Consider the following 16,379-nt stretch of genomic DNA (forward strand, 5'->3'; position numbering starts at 1 on the left):
GGCGACACATGGGAGCAGGCGTTATTTATCGAACTTGCTGCAGAGGAAGATAAAGAATACCTGTTGGAGTTGCAGCAAACGGATCCTGAAGGTTACCGAACAGAATTAACCTCTATTTTACCTCATTTTAACCGACTCTTTGTCGATGGTAAGACGTTATACATGGTCGGAGAGGCAGGCTTTATCGCGAAAAGTGCTGATTTTGGCAGTAGCTGGCAGCGAATAGATGAATTTTACAATGGTTCTCTGTTTGATCTGCATCGCACCCCGGACATGAGCTTGCTGGCGGCAGGTTTGCGCGGACACCTGTTTCGCAGTGAAGATAACGGTCAGAGCTGGCAGCAAATCGGCCTAACTGAATCTGCAACGCTCAATAGTATTTTCAGTGATGCTAGTGGCAACATTTTTCTGGCGGGTAATTCTGGTACTTTGCTACAGAGTAAAGATGACGGCCTGACTTTTACTGAGCGCTCACAGCCAGATGGCAAGGCCATTTTAAATGGTGTGGTAAAGGGCAACAAGCTGATACTGGTTACTGAAGTTGGCATTAAAGAATTAAACCTGGATAAGTCTGAATAATATGAGTGTAAATTCCCTGGTTAATAAAATTGAGTATGCGTTATTCCGGCATCGCCTGGCGGTGCTGGTTATTTTTCTGCTGGTGACGATTGGTTTACTAATTAAAGCAACTGAGATAAAGCTCGATGCTGCCTTTACCAAAAATATTCCATTGCAGCACGAATATATGCAGATATATCAGGAGCATGCTGAAGATTTCGGCGGCGCTAACAATATCCTGATTGCAGTCTGTGACAACAGTGGTGACATTTTTAATCCGACATTTTTTGACACTTTCCGTCAGGTACATGACGAAGTACTTTATACCCCAGGTATTAACCGGGTATTGGTTAAATCATTGTTCAGTCCCAGTACCCGCTTTATTGAGGTGGTGGAAGACGGTTTTGCTGGTGGTCCGGTCATCCCCGCTGATTTTGTCGCTGATAACTCTGGCCTTGAAAAGGTCAAAGCTAATATTGAAAAAGCGGGCATAGTCGGCCGTATGGTCGCCGACGATTACAGCTGTGCCATGATTACTGCGCAGCTACTCGAGATTGACTCTGAAACAGGGGAAGCCGTAGATACGCTTGAGTTTGCGGTTGCCCTTGAACAAAACATCAGGGCTAAGTATCAGAGCGAACAGATTAGTTTGCATATTATTGGCTTTGCGAAAATGGTCGGTGATGTTGCTGACGGCGCCAAAGGGGTAGTGTTGTTTTTCCTCGTTGCGATTGGTGTCACTGCCTTGATGGTGTATTTCTTCTCCAAATCAGTCATGTTAACGGTGCTGCCAATAGCCTGTTCTCTGATCGCTGTTGTGTGGCAAATGGGCTTACTGACCGTGTTGGGTTTTGGTATTGATCCGATGTCTATTCTGGTTCCCTTTCTGGTATTCGCTATCGGTGTCAGCCATGGGGTGCAGATGATCAACTCTACCGGCAAACGCGTTGCTGCCGGAATGGACGCAAAAACCGCGGCCGAGTCGAGTTTTCGAAAACTGCTGGTTCCAGGTGGCGTTGCGTTGTTATCGGATACGGTTGGCTTTTTAACGTTACTGATCATTGAAATTGGCGTTATTCGTGAATTAGCTATAACTGCCAGTTTAGGTGTGGCGGTCATTATTTTAACCAACCTGATCCTGCTGCCGGTGTTGATGTCTTATGTCAAATTCAGTGCCGCGTACAAAGCACGGGTGGCGACGCCCTCGGTTAAGGCAGAGAAATTCTGGTATGCCATGTCAGCCTTTGCTACCCGACGGTATGCTTATGGCATTCTGGTTGTTACGGCCATTATATTTGCGGCCGGTTACTGGCAAAGTCAGCAACTGAAGATTGGTGACCTGCATGAAGGTGCTCCGTCGTTACATGAAGACTCCCGTTATAATCTCGACACTAAGTTAATTACTGACAGTTTTGCTATTTCTGTTGATTACATCAACATTATGGTTGAAACGATACCCAGTGCCTGTACTGAGCATGACATTATGGACCGCATTGATCAGTTTCAGTGGCTGATGGAAAATGTGCAGGGGGTACAATCTGCAATATCGTTGTCATCCGTATCGAAAACCATTAATGCGGCCTATAACGAAGGCAACCAGAAGTGGCGGGTATTACCACGTAATACTCAGTCATTAGTCCAGGCCACGTCCAGAGTTGAAACCAGCACAGGGTTACTGAATGCTGACTGCTCTGTTATGCCGGTTATGATATTTCTAGAAGATCATAAAGCTGAAACTATCGAGCGGGTCGTCAGTGCTGCCAAAAAATATGGTGCCGAGCTTGGAGATGAGCAAACTCAGTTTAAACTCGCTTCAGGTCCAGCCGGTGTCATGGCGGCAACTAATGAAGCGGTATCTGCAGCTCAGCAGCCGATGATGTGGTATGTCTATGGTGCCGTTATTGTGCTGTGTTTGCTAAGTTTCCGCTCCGTCAGGGCAACCATTGCCGTTGTCGTGCCACTGTATGTCGTATCGGTGCTGGCAATGGCGCTGATGACGAAGCTGCAAATTGGCCTGACCGTATCAACCTTGCCGGTCATTGCACTTGGGGTAGGGATTGGTGTCGATTATGGGATTTATATTCTGTCCAGCATGAGTCAGTTGCTGCGCGATGGAATGCCATTACGACAGGCCTATTTTGAAGCACTGAAAGAGCGGGGCAGTGCCGTGTTATTTACCGGTATTACACTGGCGATAGGCGTCAGCACCTGGGTATTTTCAGCATTAAAATTCCAGGTAGATATGGGAATTCTGTTAACCTTTATGTTTATTGTAAATATGCTTGGCGCGGTAGTGGTGCTTCCGGCTTTAGCAGCAGTATTCTGGCGGAATAATCGTTAACAGCAAAAAATTATTTCTGCATGTTTAAACACGAAAATGGCCGAAAGGCCATTTTCTATTTAAGCCAACTGAATAAGTTGTCAAAAGCCTTAAAAACCACTGGTTTAACCAGCATAAAAGCCAGAAATAGTGCTTCAAAAGCGCTACAATAGTCACTACACTGCGCAGCAGACAAGACCTTGTATGTTAGGTAGAACCAGCTGTAAAAGCTGTGCTCTGAAAAAGGATACAATAATGGCACTGATAGATGGTCATCCCTCTGTACTACTACAAAACGTAAGCAAGCTGATAAAACAAAAAGTAAAAGACCAGCCCGAGCTGGTGGAAAAGTTTGCTTATACTCTCTATGGCAATATGTCGAACGAAGATCTGGTTGGTCGTAATGACAGTGATTTGTATGGCGCAGCATTAAGTTTGTGGCAGACATTTAACCAGCATGCTGAACCTGAAGCCCGGATCCGGGTTTATAATCCTGAAATTTCCCGGCATGGCTGGGAGTCAAAACATACCATAGTTGAGATAGTGGTTCAGGATATGCCGTTTCTGGTTGATTCCGTCCGTATGGCATTAAGTCGGCACGGTATCGCTGCGCATTTGCTGTTGCATTATCCGCTGCAGACTCAGCGGGATAAGGCAGGTAATATCACTGACTTTTTTAAACTGGGCAGTAAAGCCAGTTCAAGCACCCAGCAAACGGTTTTTCATATTGAAATTGATCGGATCACCGATGATGCAACAATTCAGGCATTAAAATCGGAATTACATTCGGTCATGGAGGATGTATCTCTTGCCGTAAACGACTGGCAACCTATTCGCCAGAAACTGCAGGATGTCATTAAGACATTCGTCAAACAAAGCGGAAAGGCTGCTGCCGACGAGATTAAAGAAACGACAGATTTTTTAAATTGGCTGGTCAAAGACAATTTCACCTTGCTTGGTTACCGTGAATACAAAATTACCCCGGTAAAGGGTGATTACAAAATTTCTGGTATCGATAAAACCTCACTGGGCCTGATGCGCCGCTCTGAGTCGCGTGATCTGATGTTATCAGAATTGCCAGATGCAGGCCGTAAGCAGGCATTGAGCCCGTCACTACTGGTACTGACTAAAACCAATAATAAATCCAGAGTTCACCGGCCTGCCTACATAGATTATGTCGGCGTAAAACAGTTCGACAAAGACGGGAAAGTCGTTGGCGAACATCGCTTTATTGGTTTGTATTCTTCATCACTATACAATAACAGCGCAGCGGATATTCCGCTGTTGAAAACTAAACTGGCCCGGGTTATGGCGATGTCAGAGTTTGCCACCGGCACCCATGCCTATAAAGCGCTGTTAAACATTCTTGAAACCTATCCGCGCGACGAGCTGATTCAGGCCAGTGCAGAAGAATTACTGCATGTGGCGATGGGCGTGCTGCAGATGCAGGAGCGGGATATGACCCGCTTATTTATGCGCAAAGATGCCTTTGGCCGGTTTGTTACTGCCATGGTTTATGTGCCGCGTGAGCGATATAACACTCAGTTACGCAAAGAAACCCAGGCCATTTTACAACGGGCACTGGGTACCGACGAACCGGTAGAATTTACTACCTATTTTTCAGAATCTGTGTTGGCCCGTACGCATTATCTGGTACGGATCACTGATAGCCATGTCGAGTATAAAGTGAAAGATATTGAACGCAATCTGGTTGAAGCAGCCCGTACCTGGGAAGACAAGTTAGAGACAGCATTAACCGGTGTTTACGGTGAAGCTAAGGGCCGGGAGTTGGGCCGAAAATATGTTAATAGTTTCCCACGTGCTTACAAAGAAGAAATGCTGCCAAGCGACGCGCTGGTTGATATTGGCAAACTTGAATCGTTAAACGATGACAATAAACTGGAAATGCTGTTTTACCGGCCGCAGGAAGAAAGCAAAGACAGTAAGGCCGTACGCTTAAATCTGTTTCACAAAGACCACCCCATTCATCTGTCTGATGTTTTACCCATGCTGGAAAACTTTGGTCTGAGAGTCATTGGCGAAACACCCTATGCCGTTAAATCGCCGGACGGTAAAGTCAGCTGGATATTAAACTTCTCAATGGAGCTAAACGGAGACGTTCCGCTGGATTTTGCCGAAGCACAGCACAGCTTCCAGTTATCGTTTGCTAAAGTCTGGAGCGGTCAGCTGGAAGACGATGGTTTCAACCGGCTAATTCTGGGGGCAGGTTTAACCGGACGTCAGGCTTCTATTATCAGGGCATATGCCAAGTATAAAAGGCAGATAGGCGGCACGTTCAGCCAGAATTATGTTGAAAGTACCTTTACCCGCTACCCCAATCTGGCTGCGCTACTGGTTCAGTTGTTTGATAAAAAGTTTGCACCAGCATCCAAAGCGACGGCAAAGTCTATCGAAAAACTGGAAGAGCAAATTAACGCCCAGCTTGAGAATGTCGCCAATCTGGATGACGACAGAATTATCCGCCGTTTTGTCAATATGATTAACGCGACATTACGGACCAATTACTATCAACCGGCTGATGACGGCACTGATAAGCCCTATATCTCTTTTAAAATTAAACCTGATTTAATTCCGGATATGCCATTACCGCTGCCGATGTTTGAGATTTTCGTTTATTCGCCGCGGGTTGAAGGGGTGCATCTGCGGTTTGGTAAAGTGGCTCGTGGTGGCTTACGCTGGTCTGATCGTCGTGAAGATTTCCGTACCGAAGTTTTAGGCCTGGTCAAAGCACAACAGGTTAAAAATACCGTTATCGTACCATCTGGTGCTAAAGGCGGTTTTGTTTGTAAAAAGCTGCCGGAAACGGGTGGCCGCGATGCCTTTATTGCTGAGGGCAAAGCATGTTACCGCACCTTTATCCGCGGTTTGCTGGATATTACCGATAACATTGTCCAGGGCAGCATAGTGCCGCCAGATAATGTCAGCCGGTTAGACGAGGACGATCCTTACCTGGTGGTTGCCGCAGACAAAGGTACAGCCACCTTCTCAGATATTTCAAACGGCATTTCTGAAGAATATGGTTTCTGGCTGGGTGATGCGTTTGCCTCGGGCGGTTCTAACGGCTATGACCATAAGAAAATGGGAATTACGGCCCGGGGTGGCTGGGAAGCGGTCAAGCGGCATTTCCGTGAAACCGGGATCGATTGTCAGAGTACTGATTTTACCTGTGTCGGTATAGGTGATATGGCCGGAGATGTGTTCGGTAATGGTATGTTGTTATCCAAACATATCCGTCTGCAAGCGGCATTTAACCACATGCACATTTTCATTGATCCTAATCCTGATGCAGCAACCAGCTATGTGGAGCGGGAGCGGTTATTTAATCTGCCGACCTCTACCTGGGACGATTATGACAAGTCGCTGATTTCTGAGGGCGGCGGTGTATTTGCCCGCAGTGCCAAATCCATTAAACTATCGCCACAGATGAAAGAAATGCTGGGTACCACCAAAGCGAGTATGACGCCAAACGAGCTGATCCGCGAATGTCTGATGATGCCGGTCGATCTGATTTGGAATGGCGGGATCGGCACTTATATTAAAGCAACCACAGAAAGCCACGCTGAAGTGGGCGACCGGGGTTCAGAACCACTTAGAATTAACGGTAAAGATTTAAAAGCCAAAATATTTGGTGAAGGCGGTAACCTTGGCGCGACGCAACGTGGCCGGATTGAATTTGCTGCTAACGGCGGCCGGATTAATACCGACTTTGTCGACAACGTGGGTGGTGTTACCTGCTCAGATAATGAAGTAAATATTAAAATTTTACTTAATTCGCTGGTGCAGGGCGGTGATTTGACGTTGAAACAGCGTAACAAATTATTAAATGATATGACGGACGATGTTGCCGCTCTGGTTCTTAAAGAGTGCTACCGGCAAACGCAGAGCATTACACTGTCATCGTTGCTGGGTTCTGAACAAATCAAAGAGTATACCCGCTTTATTCATACGCTGGAAAAAGACGGTAAACTGAACCGGGAGCTGGAGTTCCTGCCAAGCGATGATGAACTGGCAGAACGAATGGTCAAAGGTATTGGCCTGACCCGTCCTGAGCTGGCTATTTTAACCGCATACGGCAAGATGGTACTGAAAGAGCGGCTGGTGTTACCGGAGATTTATGAGAATGCCTATTTCAAACGCCAATTATTTACTGCTTTTCCTGAGCTGTTGCAAAAGCAATACGCCAAGGAAATGGAAACTCATCCGTTAAAAGCAGAAATCATTGCTACCAAGCTTGCCAATATGCTGGTCAATGAAATGGGGCCGAACTTTGCTCAGCGAATGCTGGAGGAAACGGGTGCCAACATTGGCGAAATTGCCCTGTGTTACGCCATTGCCCGTGACTTATTTGACCTGCCGGCGGTCTGGAAACAGCTGGAACAGCTGGATAATAAAGTTCCAGCATCGCTGCAAAACCGCTTGTTATTCCAGTTAAGACGGACAATGCGCCGGGCTACCCGCTGGTTTATCCGTCATCGTAATAAAACGATGGATATCCAGCAAACGATTGATTTCTTTAAACCCGCTTATCAGGCTATTTCCCGTGATTTGGCAAACTACCTGGCAGAAGCGGAACTGGCACAACTACGTGAAAACGAGCAGGGCCTGGTTGATCAAGGTATCCCAACCGATATTGCCCGCTACCTGACTCAGTTAAGCACGGTATTTTCAGTAATGGATATTGCGCAGGTGAGCGACAATCAGGGTATTTCACTGGCGATGGTGGCTGAAATTTACTTTAAACTGGGTGACCGGCTTGATCTGCACTGGTTCCTCGAGCAAATTACTCAGCAGCCGGTGGCTAATCACTGGCAAGCGTTGGCACGGGCTTCATACCGGGAAGAGCTGGACTGGCAACAACGTTCATTGACTGCCGTCGTGGTGCGTAGCTGCGGCAAGTCCTGTGCGGCTGATGACGTTATTGAAAGCTGGCTGGCGCAGCATCAGATCCTGGTTGAGCGCTGGCGTTTAATGCTGGCCGAATTTAAAACGACCAAGAGCCATGAGTTTGCTAAATTCTCAGTTGCCATGCGCGAACTTATGTTATTAAGTCAGTCAGTTTAATGCTGAAATAAGCCTGGACTATGGTTACAATACCCCGGTAATTACCGGGGTATTTTTTTCTTAAAGGCGCTTATGTTCTACTCTTTTGCAAAAAAAATAATGTTTACCTGTGACGCTGAACGCGCCCATAATCTGGCACTTGGCAGTTTGAAGCGGTTAGCCCATACACCTGCTTCTATACTCTGGCGCCAGCAGGTTGCGACTAAACCCGTTACTGTGGCCGGCATCCGGTTTGAAAATCCACTTGGCCTTGCTGCCGGTCTGGATAAGAACGCTGATTGCATTGATGCCTTTGGTCAGATGGGCTTCGGTTTTATTGAAGTTGGCACAGTGACTCCCCGACCGCAGGATGGCAATGAAAAACCCAGAATTTTCCGTTTGCCGGGGGCCGAGGCAATTATTAACCGCATGGGGTTTAATAATAAAGGTGTCGATTATCTGGTGCACAATGTTAAAAACGCCAGTTATAAAGGTGTGCTCGGTATCAATATCGGCAAGAACAAAGATACCAGTAACGAGCGCGGCAAAGATGACTATGTCAGCTGTATGCGAAAAGTTTACCCCCATGCCAGCTACATCACTGTCAATATTTCCTCGCCTAATACGCCGGGCTTGCGTGATTTACAGTTTGGTGATGCCTTGCTGGATTTACTCCAGACAGTAAAAAATGAACAGCTGGACCTGCAGGCTCAGTATGACAAATACGTACCGATATTCGTTAAAATTGCGCCCGATATGGATCACACGGCGGTTTGTCAGGTAGCAGAGACTTTATTAAAAAGCAAAATGGATGGCGCTATCGCTACCAATACCACGTTAGACAGAACCTTAGTGCAGGGCCTGCCTCATGCTAACGAGGCCGGAGGTTTGAGTGGTTTACCAGTGCAGCAGAAAAGCACAGACATTGTCAGCCAGTTACGTCAGGCGCTGGGGCCGAAGCTGCCAATAATCGGAGTTGGCGGCATTAACGACAGTGCATCTGCCCAGGCTAAATTAGCCGCTGGCGCTAACTTATTACAAATTTATACCGGCTTTATCTATCGTGGTCCCGCATTGGTGAAAACGATCATCAATGACTTATAAAGATCAGTTTGCGATCCGGTATTGTTATAAGTAAATAATCTTTAACAAGCTGATCAACATGCTATAGTGATGAAAAGTGTAAGCTATTTCAACAACTTGTTTGTAAGGGATTGACTATGTTAACGCCATCGGAGCGCTGGAGCTGGACATATTGCCCGCAACGCGACCGTCTATTGCTGGATATCAGCGAGCAAGCTCAGTTTTGCTCTCATTTAACATCCCGCCAGTTAACGGTATTGCCGGTACAGCAGCGTTTTGCTATAGCTGAAGCAGAATTATTCTGGCAGTTTATGGATAGCATGGAGTCTTTGCCGCTGAGTGACGAGCAACGGCTCGAGTTTTGTCTGCACGCGTTAAGTTATCAATATTTGCAATTACAGGCTCACAAAAGCTGGTATTTCCCGGAGCAGGTAACCAGCCGGGTTCAATTTGCTGAACTGGTCAGTATTGTCGGCACTGCGGGCAGGGCCGTGGCATTGGTTATTGCTGAAGATACCGACTGTGTCAGCTGCTTAATGCTCAGTGATGTACAGACCCTGGCAGGTAAAACCATTAAGGCAGCAACCACAGTGCGTTTGCTGCGGAACAGGGTGAGTCCTTTAAACCAACCGACTATGCTCGCCCGTAGTGCCTGAAAGCCGCTAACAGTGGTATTATGCCCCCCTGTTGCTTTCGTTATTTCAGGAGCGGGGTTTGTCTGCATCTTTAACATTAACATCTGATACCACCGCTGGCGCTGGCAATCCCCAGCTTCAGCGGTTTTTCTCTCTGACTAAGCAGGCTATGGCTGATAAAAGTTTACAACGACTGCTGCTAACTAAATATCAGGGACCCAAGGATGAACTGCAGCGACTGTTGATCAGCCCGGTTGAGATAAAATCAGAACTGCGCTGGCGTTTTGTCTGGCAATATCAAACCAATCATCAGACAGAGAATTACCCGGCGGATGAGGCAGGTAGATTACTGACTGAATTGTTACCTGCGCACTTTAAAGCTGGCCAATTATCGACCGAAACCAGTGAAGTACAACTTACCATCAGTAAAAAAGGTAAAGCTTTGCTGAATGTTAAAAAAGCAATAGCGAGCCAGAAACCTGATATCAGTCATAATCGGCAGAAACAACGGTTTGTTGAGCAAAGCCGGCCATTTCTGAGCGCTTTAGGCGTCACAGATACGCACGGACAGCTTATTCCTGCTATGACAAATAAGTGGAAACAAATTAATAAGTTTATTGAAATACTGCAAGGCGCCGTCAAAGACACCGGACTGCTTCAGGCGACGCAGTTACACGTTGCAGATTTTGGCTCAGGGAAAGCTTATCTGACATTTGCAATGCATGATTACTTTTGCCACACCCTGAATTTGCAGGCGCAAATTACCGGCGTAGAATTACGACAAAATCTGGTGGATTTGTGTAATGAAACAGCGTCAGCGCTTAACCTGACTGGCTTACGTTTTGAACAGGGTGACGTTAAACATTTTAAAACCCGGGGTATTAATGTCATGGTAGCGCTGCATGCCTGTGATATTGCCACTGATTATGCCATTAATATGGGGATCAGGACGGGTGCCGAAATTATTATGTGTTCACCCTGTTGCCATAAAGAAATCCGACCGCAAATCCGCTTGCCTGAAGTGATGGCGCCGATGCTGGTACACGGCATACATCTGGGGCAGGAAGCGGAAATGGTAACCGACAGTTTACGCGCGTTGTTGCTGGAAGCTCATGGCTATCAAACTAAGGTGTTTGAATTTATATCGCTCGAACACACCAGTAAAAATAAAATGATTCTGGCGACCAGGCGTAAAAAGGTCCATGACAACAGTGCCGTTCTGCAACAAATTGACGCGATTAAACAGTTTTATGGTATTAAGCAGCAGTGTCTGGAGCAACTGCTGCTGGCTAAGCCACAAGGTTAGCCACTTAGTTTTCAACGCCTAACTGTTCTGCTAAACGCATAACGGCTTGCAGCTGGGGGGCCTGTCTGCTGATATAATTTTCATCACTGTAGCCCCACCAGTCCCAGCAACCGTGTGGATTAAGTGCGCTGGTTGCTACCTGCGGGTACAGGATCACCAGGTTATTACTATCGGCATACTGGTTTAAACCTGTGCCTGTAACGTAGGCATCGCCAACGACGGCAGCATGCTGTCTGCAGCCATGAAAACTGATGTGCACCCGGCAAGGCTGACCCGCAGCGCATTGTGCTGGAATATAGGCATACGCTGTAGTTGCCAGCTCGCTTCCTGCCTGACTTTGGGTTAACTGGTGCATCATGCCTGTGGCAGCAGCTGCTTTAGCCTTAATTTCGCCTAACAGATGTGTTAATAATTCGCCGGCAGCATCATAACTGCAGCTGGCAATAAAAGGCGGTTGCGAAACATCACAGGCCGTGCCAGTGGTCGTGTCAGTTGGAAAGTGGTGAGCAAACGGTTTATCTGTTATCAGTTTAATACGTTCAGCTGGCATCCACTGCTGATACTGATTGTAAAGTGCCTTGCCAATAGCCGGATGGACGGTCGAATCCATTTTACCGTGCAGAATCCAGACATTATCATCTTGCAGATTGTCCCGCGAAGCCAATTGCTGCTGCTGTTCAAGTGTGCTCAGGTAGTGTTCTATCGACGCCAGATCAGGTTTGCTTTCAGGCTTGCCCATACAATTAGCAAATGCAATCGCCAGGCTGCTCTGAGCACAATAAACCGGGCCTCCGGCAATAATGGCCGCTCCTGATACTTTGTCAGAAAATGCCAGGTGAAATTGCGCAGCCATGTAACCGCCTGATGAAAGCCCCGAAACGGTGATATTGTCCGTTATATTCAAGTCAGGCAGTTCAGCCAGGGCGGAGTGACTGGCGGTAAGCAAGCCGGTGAAAATGGCGCAGGCGAGTATGCTGGTTTTCATAAAAAATCCATTAAGCGTTTTAATTGGGCTAACATGCCACAGCCGGGCTTGGCTAACAATAACGCTTTAGTATTGCCGGCTGTCTTTTGTTTCGACTTATTCAAGTTTTAACACCTGGCTGGCCCACTTTGGGTCACCATCGTTAACAGCCGGTTTTATACCTAAAATAATACACATCAGGTTATATAACTCAATGTTCGCAAAAGCTGGAATGGTTTCGCCTTTCGCAAAAGCAGGGCCGTGGCCGATAAAAATGGCCTGCATAGATGGCGCTGTGTTGTCATAGCCATGACTGCCGCTAACCGATGATATGTCTGATGTTTGCTGCCAGCGTTGATACTGGCTTTGCCGCATTAAACGCCAACCCGGTTCGGGAATGATCAGTAAAGGTGCCACTCGTTTACTTTGTTTGTAATGCCAGCGATCGGGTAAATCCTCTTTTCGATACACTGTGGCGCTGTCTGGCAGGCTGGCGCTTAGCTGCTGGTAAACCGATTCCAGTTGGCCGGGCTTGGGGAAAATAGAAACAATTTCCGGCGTCCATAATGTTAACGCAGCCTGATTGGTATCAAACAGGTTATCTACCACGATCACCTGATCCGGCGGGACTTCTGCCATACCGTGATCTGATACCAGTAGCAGATTGACCTGGTCAAATAAGTTTTGTCTTTTTAAGCCCGCAATCAAATCGCCAATAGCCTTGTCAACGTCTGCTATTGCTGATTTCACCTCAGCTGAATTGGGGCCATAGCTGTGTCCGGCATCGTCAATTGAACTGAAATACAATGTCAGAAAGCCGGGTCTGTCAGCCTCAGGTAGTGCCAGCCAGTCAAGTACCGATTGCACACGCTCAGTGTTACTGATGTCGCCGTCATAGGTGCGCCAATAAGTAGGACGAATACCTTTGATATCGGCCTCTGAACCAGGATAAAAATAGGTTGCCGTTTTAATCCCCTGCATTTCTGCCGTCACCCAGATTGGCTCGCCCAACCACCAGCGGCGATGCCTGACTTCCTCTGGTTTACTCATCCTGAATATTGCATCGAAATCGGCATCATAAATATTGTTTTCAACAATACCATGATTACCCGGATATAGACCGGTAACAACGCTGTAGTGGTTCGGAAAGGTTTTAGTAGGGAAGGCCGGCTGCATTGCCTCGGCAACAACACCCTGAGTTATTAGCCTTTCAATATGCGGAGCAGGGTATTTCCCCAGATACTGCTGGCTGAAACCATCCAGCGAGATAAGAATAATAGTCGATGATGGTGTTGGTTGCTGGTCCGGATTACCGTTTGAACTGCACGCTGATACCAGTAGCAGTGATACCAACATGCAATTTAGTAGGTTAAAAACGGTATGCATTGCGGTTTGCTCTTCTCGTTTCTTACGGGTTGTTTGCTTTGCTTATGTTAACTTAATCTGGTTTCTACGACACTTAAAGTGGCCTGACACGCTAAAAGTTGCGGTCAGTGGTAAATCTGACCAGTAAATTACTCACACCAGCTTGTCAGAATCCCTGAGGGTAAGCCAAATAATTAAGATAGCGCTCAGGCTGCAGCGTCTGAGGTAAAAGCTGCCAAAGATGTTCGGTAACGTCGGGATGTTGCAAATAAAATTGTTTACTCAACATCAGATATCCTTCTGTATAATACGCCGGTGGTTGATGAATTTTTACCGGTAATGTGTCTATTTCCTGCTTGTTCGCTGCTAATCCATTTAGCTGGCAAGTTACCGTCGTCGCATCAACCCGGCCTGACACGACTAACTCCAGTGCCTGTTCCGGCGAATGGGCCCCCACCAATACTGCATGCCTGGGTAACGGTAATGGCCTGTAGCCGTATGGCCTGGCAATCGTAAATTTCGAGGCGGTATCTTTAATTTTTGCTCCCAGATCGATGTCAAAGCGATGTGCAAGACAAAGAGCGTTAGTGTTAATTGCTCTGCCGGGATCGGGTTTGTTATTGTCATCACGCGGATAAACGGTGTAGTGTTCGCGCTCACTGCTATACGATGCCACCAGAGCGTCAACCTGATTATCTGCCAGTTGTTGCAGGCAGCGCAGCCAGGGCATTCTGACTAACACCAGTGAAACTCCTGCTGCAGCTGTAGCCTGCTGTAAATGTTCGATTGTTGCTCCGGGGGAGACTGGTACTGCTGCGCTATTGCCCGTGTAATAAGGTAATAATTGCTTATCTTCATAGCAAAACCTGAGTGCCACAGTTTGTGGACTATGTCCGGTAGATTTTTCAGCACTAACTGTTACCGATATCAAAGCTAAGGTTGCACTTAAAACGGTACAAAGCTGACTGCCAACGCGATGGGTTTGTCTGTTTTCAGTTAGAATTGTGACCTCCGCAAATTGGCAATACCAAATCAATAGAGCTGCAGTATAGCGGTTTCATAAACAAAGTGCAGCCAGTGGTCAACGAGCACACTGACGCGCCATTAGACATCGCTTGAAGTTTGCCGTTACACTGCACAAGCAATATCAGCTCCAGCATAATAATATTAATCCGATGACGTGCTGCTTATGAAAACGAAAACACCTTTTTTCAGCTTTGGGCCGGCAACTTTGGTTACGGCTGCTTTTATCGGCCCCGGGACGGTGATCAGTGCCTCGCTGGCAGGCGCACATTATGGTTATGCGTTACTTTGGGCGCTGGTATTTTCAGTGATTACCACTATGGTATTGCAGGAAATGGCTGCCCGGCTGGGCATTGTTACCGGTCAGGGGCTGGGTGAAAATATCCGGCATTTCTTCAGTACCCCCTGGCTAAGGTACCCGCTGATACTATTGATCATTGCTGCTATTGTTATTGGCAACAGTGCTTATCAGGGGGGAAATATCAGTGGGGCCAGTATGGGCGCTGATGCATTGTGGCAAAACTACTGGCCAGTAACAGCACTGCGCGATAGCGGGCTGGCAAATCCATGGGCTTTGCTGATTGGTCTGGCTGCTACAGCGGTATTATGGCAAGGCAATTATGCAGTGCTGGAACGCTGCCTGATTGGTCTGGTTTTAATTATGAGCCTGGCATTTCTGTTTACCCTGTTCTTAAGTCAGCCTGATTACCCGGCATTACTTATCGGTTTAGTCAAGCCGGTGTTACCTGATGGTGCTTTATTGTCAGTTATTGCCCTGGTCGGTACCACAGTTGTACCTTATTCCCTGTTTCTGCATGCCGCCGTCAGTGCGCGAAAATGGCAGGGGTCTGCAATGGACCTAACACAGCAACTGGCTATGTCTAATGCTGATATTCGTACTGCTATTCCGCTTGGCGGCCTGATTTCTGTTGCCATTCTGTCTACTGCCGCGACCGCTTTTTTTGGTCAGGCGCAGAGTATTAATAGTGCCGCTGACTTAGCCCGTTCACTCCAACCGTTAGCCGGTGATGCAGCTGTCTGGTTAATGGCTGGCGGATTGCTTGCTGCCGGAATAAGCTCAGCAATTACGGCACCGCTGGCAGCGGCCTATGCGCTGAATGGTTTAGTGCCATTATCAACGACACAATTCAGAGCCTGCTGGCTAACCATTATCGTGATAGGGGTCGGTTTATCCTCTGCAGGAATTAAACCGCTGGCAGTGATCTGGTTTGCCCAGGTCGCTAATGGTATTTTATTACCGGTTATCAGTCTGACCTTACTGGTGGCAGTGAACGCCAGGATAATGGGCGTGTATCGTAATAGCCGGCGCCAGAATATTGTTGCAAGCATCGTATGGCTTCTGACTTTACTGTTAAGTGGCCGTAGTTTATATCTGGCGTTTTTTAGCTGAACGGACTAATGTGAAGGTCGCTAACTTAACTAGGTGCGTTGTCAGTGGGCAGGGTATTGATTACCATGCTTTGGGTAATCAGTTAGCAGGGGCTTAAGTGTTAAAACACTTTATAACGAATAATCAGCGGTTTAAACCTATTGATCCGGAATACCGGCAGGTATACCTGATTAACGGTATGCTGCTTGGTATGGTTGTCATCTTTACCTTTTTCTTTTTTGTTAATCTTGCGTTTTTTTCTTTATACAGTGTTGCTTTGCTCGATTTTATTGCTGCTGTTCTGGCAACCACAATATTGCGCCGCTTTCAGGTTTCAAATAATGTAAGAAAGGGCGCTAATCACACTGTTTTGTTGCTGGGCACTTTTTTAATCGGCTATTTATATTTTGCCGCGCCAGCATTTTACTCATTGTACTGGTTATGTATTTTCCCACCCTTAGCTTTTTTTCTGCTAGGCCGGGTGCGCGGGCTGGTAGCCACTGTGGTATTTATGGGCGGCCTTGTTGGATTGTTGAGCTGGCGCGCTTCGACATGGCCGGCAGCAAGCTTTACACCGGAGTCGTTGTTAAATGTAGTGCTGGCTTCTGTTTGCCTGGTGTTGCTGGTTCATTATTATGAAGTAAGCCGCAGTGAAGTATTCCGTGCCCTGACAA

General features: G+C 47.1%; 11 protein-coding genes. 8 read left to right on the top strand and 3 right to left on the bottom strand.

All coding sequences use genetic code 11. The annotated features are described in order from the left end of the window. The 6 genes from R3177_RS07000 to R3177_RS07025 form a co-directional block, all read left to right on the top strand. Window positions 1-579, top strand: a 579-nt coding sequence (locus tag R3177_RS07000) for a WD40/YVTN/BNR-like repeat-containing protein (protein WP_413229077.1), incomplete at its 5' end; no start/stop codon positions are given. Window position 580: 1 nt separating this feature from the next. Continuing rightward, a complete protein-coding gene (locus R3177_RS07005; protein WP_318970329.1) occupies window positions 581-2,899 on the top strand; it encodes an efflux RND transporter permease subunit in 2,319 nt (772 codons plus the stop codon). A 234-nt stretch (window positions 2,900-3,133) separates the two neighbouring features. Beyond that, complete coding sequence (locus tag R3177_RS07010; RefSeq protein WP_318970330.1) at window positions 3,134-7,960, top strand: NAD-glutamate dehydrogenase; 4,827 nt, start codon at window positions 3,134-3,136, stop codon at window positions 7,958-7,960. Between the two features lie 72 nt (window positions 7,961-8,032). Further along, window positions 8,033-9,043, top strand: a complete 1,011-nt coding sequence (pyrD, locus tag R3177_RS07015) for a quinone-dependent dihydroorotate dehydrogenase (RefSeq protein ID WP_318970331.1) — start codon at window positions 8,033-8,035, stop codon at window positions 9,041-9,043. A gap of 116 nt (window positions 9,044-9,159) precedes the next feature. Further along, window positions 9,160-9,678 (top strand): cell division protein ZapC domain-containing protein, encoded by a 519-nt coding sequence (locus R3177_RS07020; RefSeq protein WP_318970332.1) that lies wholly within the window; start codon window positions 9,160-9,162, stop codon window positions 9,676-9,678. A 58-nt stretch (window positions 9,679-9,736) separates the two neighbouring features. Continuing rightward, window positions 9,737-10,963: an SAM-dependent methyltransferase gene (locus R3177_RS07025; protein WP_318970333.1), complete on the top strand. Its 1,227-nt coding sequence runs from the start codon at window positions 9,737-9,739 to the stop codon at window positions 10,961-10,963. 4 nt (window positions 10,964-10,967) lie between these two features. On the opposite strand, the gene R3177_RS07030 is transcribed toward R3177_RS07025, so the two are convergent. From R3177_RS07030 to R3177_RS07040, 3 genes are all read right to left on the bottom strand, one after another. After that, entirely contained in the window at window positions 10,968-11,948 is a 981-nt protein-coding gene (locus R3177_RS07030; RefSeq protein ID WP_318970334.1) for a PHB depolymerase family esterase, read from the bottom strand. Window positions 11,949-12,044: 96 nt separating this feature from the next. Then, window positions 12,045-13,283: an alkaline phosphatase family protein gene (locus R3177_RS07035; protein ID WP_318970335.1), complete on the bottom strand. Its 1,239-nt coding sequence runs from the start codon at window positions 13,281-13,283 to the stop codon at window positions 12,045-12,047. A gap of 175 nt (window positions 13,284-13,458) precedes the next feature. Beyond that, on the bottom strand, window positions 13,459-14,034 hold the full coding sequence (locus tag R3177_RS07040; RefSeq protein ID WP_318970336.1) for a hypothetical protein: 576 nt from the start codon (window positions 14,032-14,034) through the stop codon (window positions 13,459-13,461). Between the two features lie 447 nt (window positions 14,035-14,481). Here R3177_RS07040 and R3177_RS07045 point away from each other — a divergent pair, with 447 nt between their 5' ends. Both R3177_RS07045 and R3177_RS07050 read left to right on the top strand, forming a co-directional pair. Further along, a complete protein-coding gene (locus R3177_RS07045; protein WP_318970337.1) occupies window positions 14,482-15,726 on the top strand; it encodes an Nramp family divalent metal transporter in 1,245 nt (414 codons plus the stop codon). A 97-nt stretch (window positions 15,727-15,823) separates the two neighbouring features. Beyond that, a partial coding sequence (locus R3177_RS07050; protein WP_318970338.1) for a hypothetical protein occupies window positions 15,824-16,379 on the top strand: 556 nt, incomplete at its 3' end.

This window comes from Arsukibacterium sp., assembly GCF_033722355.1.
GTDB lineage: Bacteria > Pseudomonadota > Gammaproteobacteria > Enterobacterales > Alteromonadaceae > Alishewanella.

Excerpts from the sequence above, each read along its gene's own strand:
- R3177_RS07020 (WP_318970332.1), top strand. The coding sequence starts at position 9,160 with ATGTTAACGCCATCGGAGCGCTGGAGCTGGACATATTGCCCGCAACGC.
- R3177_RS07010 (WP_318970330.1), top strand. The coding sequence starts at position 3,134 with ATGGCACTGATAGATGGTCATCCCTCTGTACTACTACAAAACGTAAGC.
- R3177_RS07045 (WP_318970337.1), top strand. The coding sequence starts at position 14,482 with ATGAAAACGAAAACACCTTTTTTCAGCTTTGGGCCGGCAACTTTGGTT.
- pyrD (WP_318970331.1), top strand. The coding sequence starts at position 8,033 with ATGTTCTACTCTTTTGCAAAAAAAATAATGTTTACCTGTGACGCTGAA.
- R3177_RS07030 (WP_318970334.1), bottom strand. The coding sequence starts at position 11,948 with ATGAAAACCAGCATACTCGCCTGCGCCATTTTCACCGGCTTGCTTACC.
- R3177_RS07005 (WP_318970329.1), top strand. The coding sequence starts at position 581 with ATGAGTGTAAATTCCCTGGTTAATAAAATTGAGTATGCGTTATTCCGG.
- R3177_RS07035 (WP_318970335.1), bottom strand. The coding sequence starts at position 13,283 with ATGTTGGTATCACTGCTACTGGTATCAGCGTGCAGTTCAAACGGTAAT.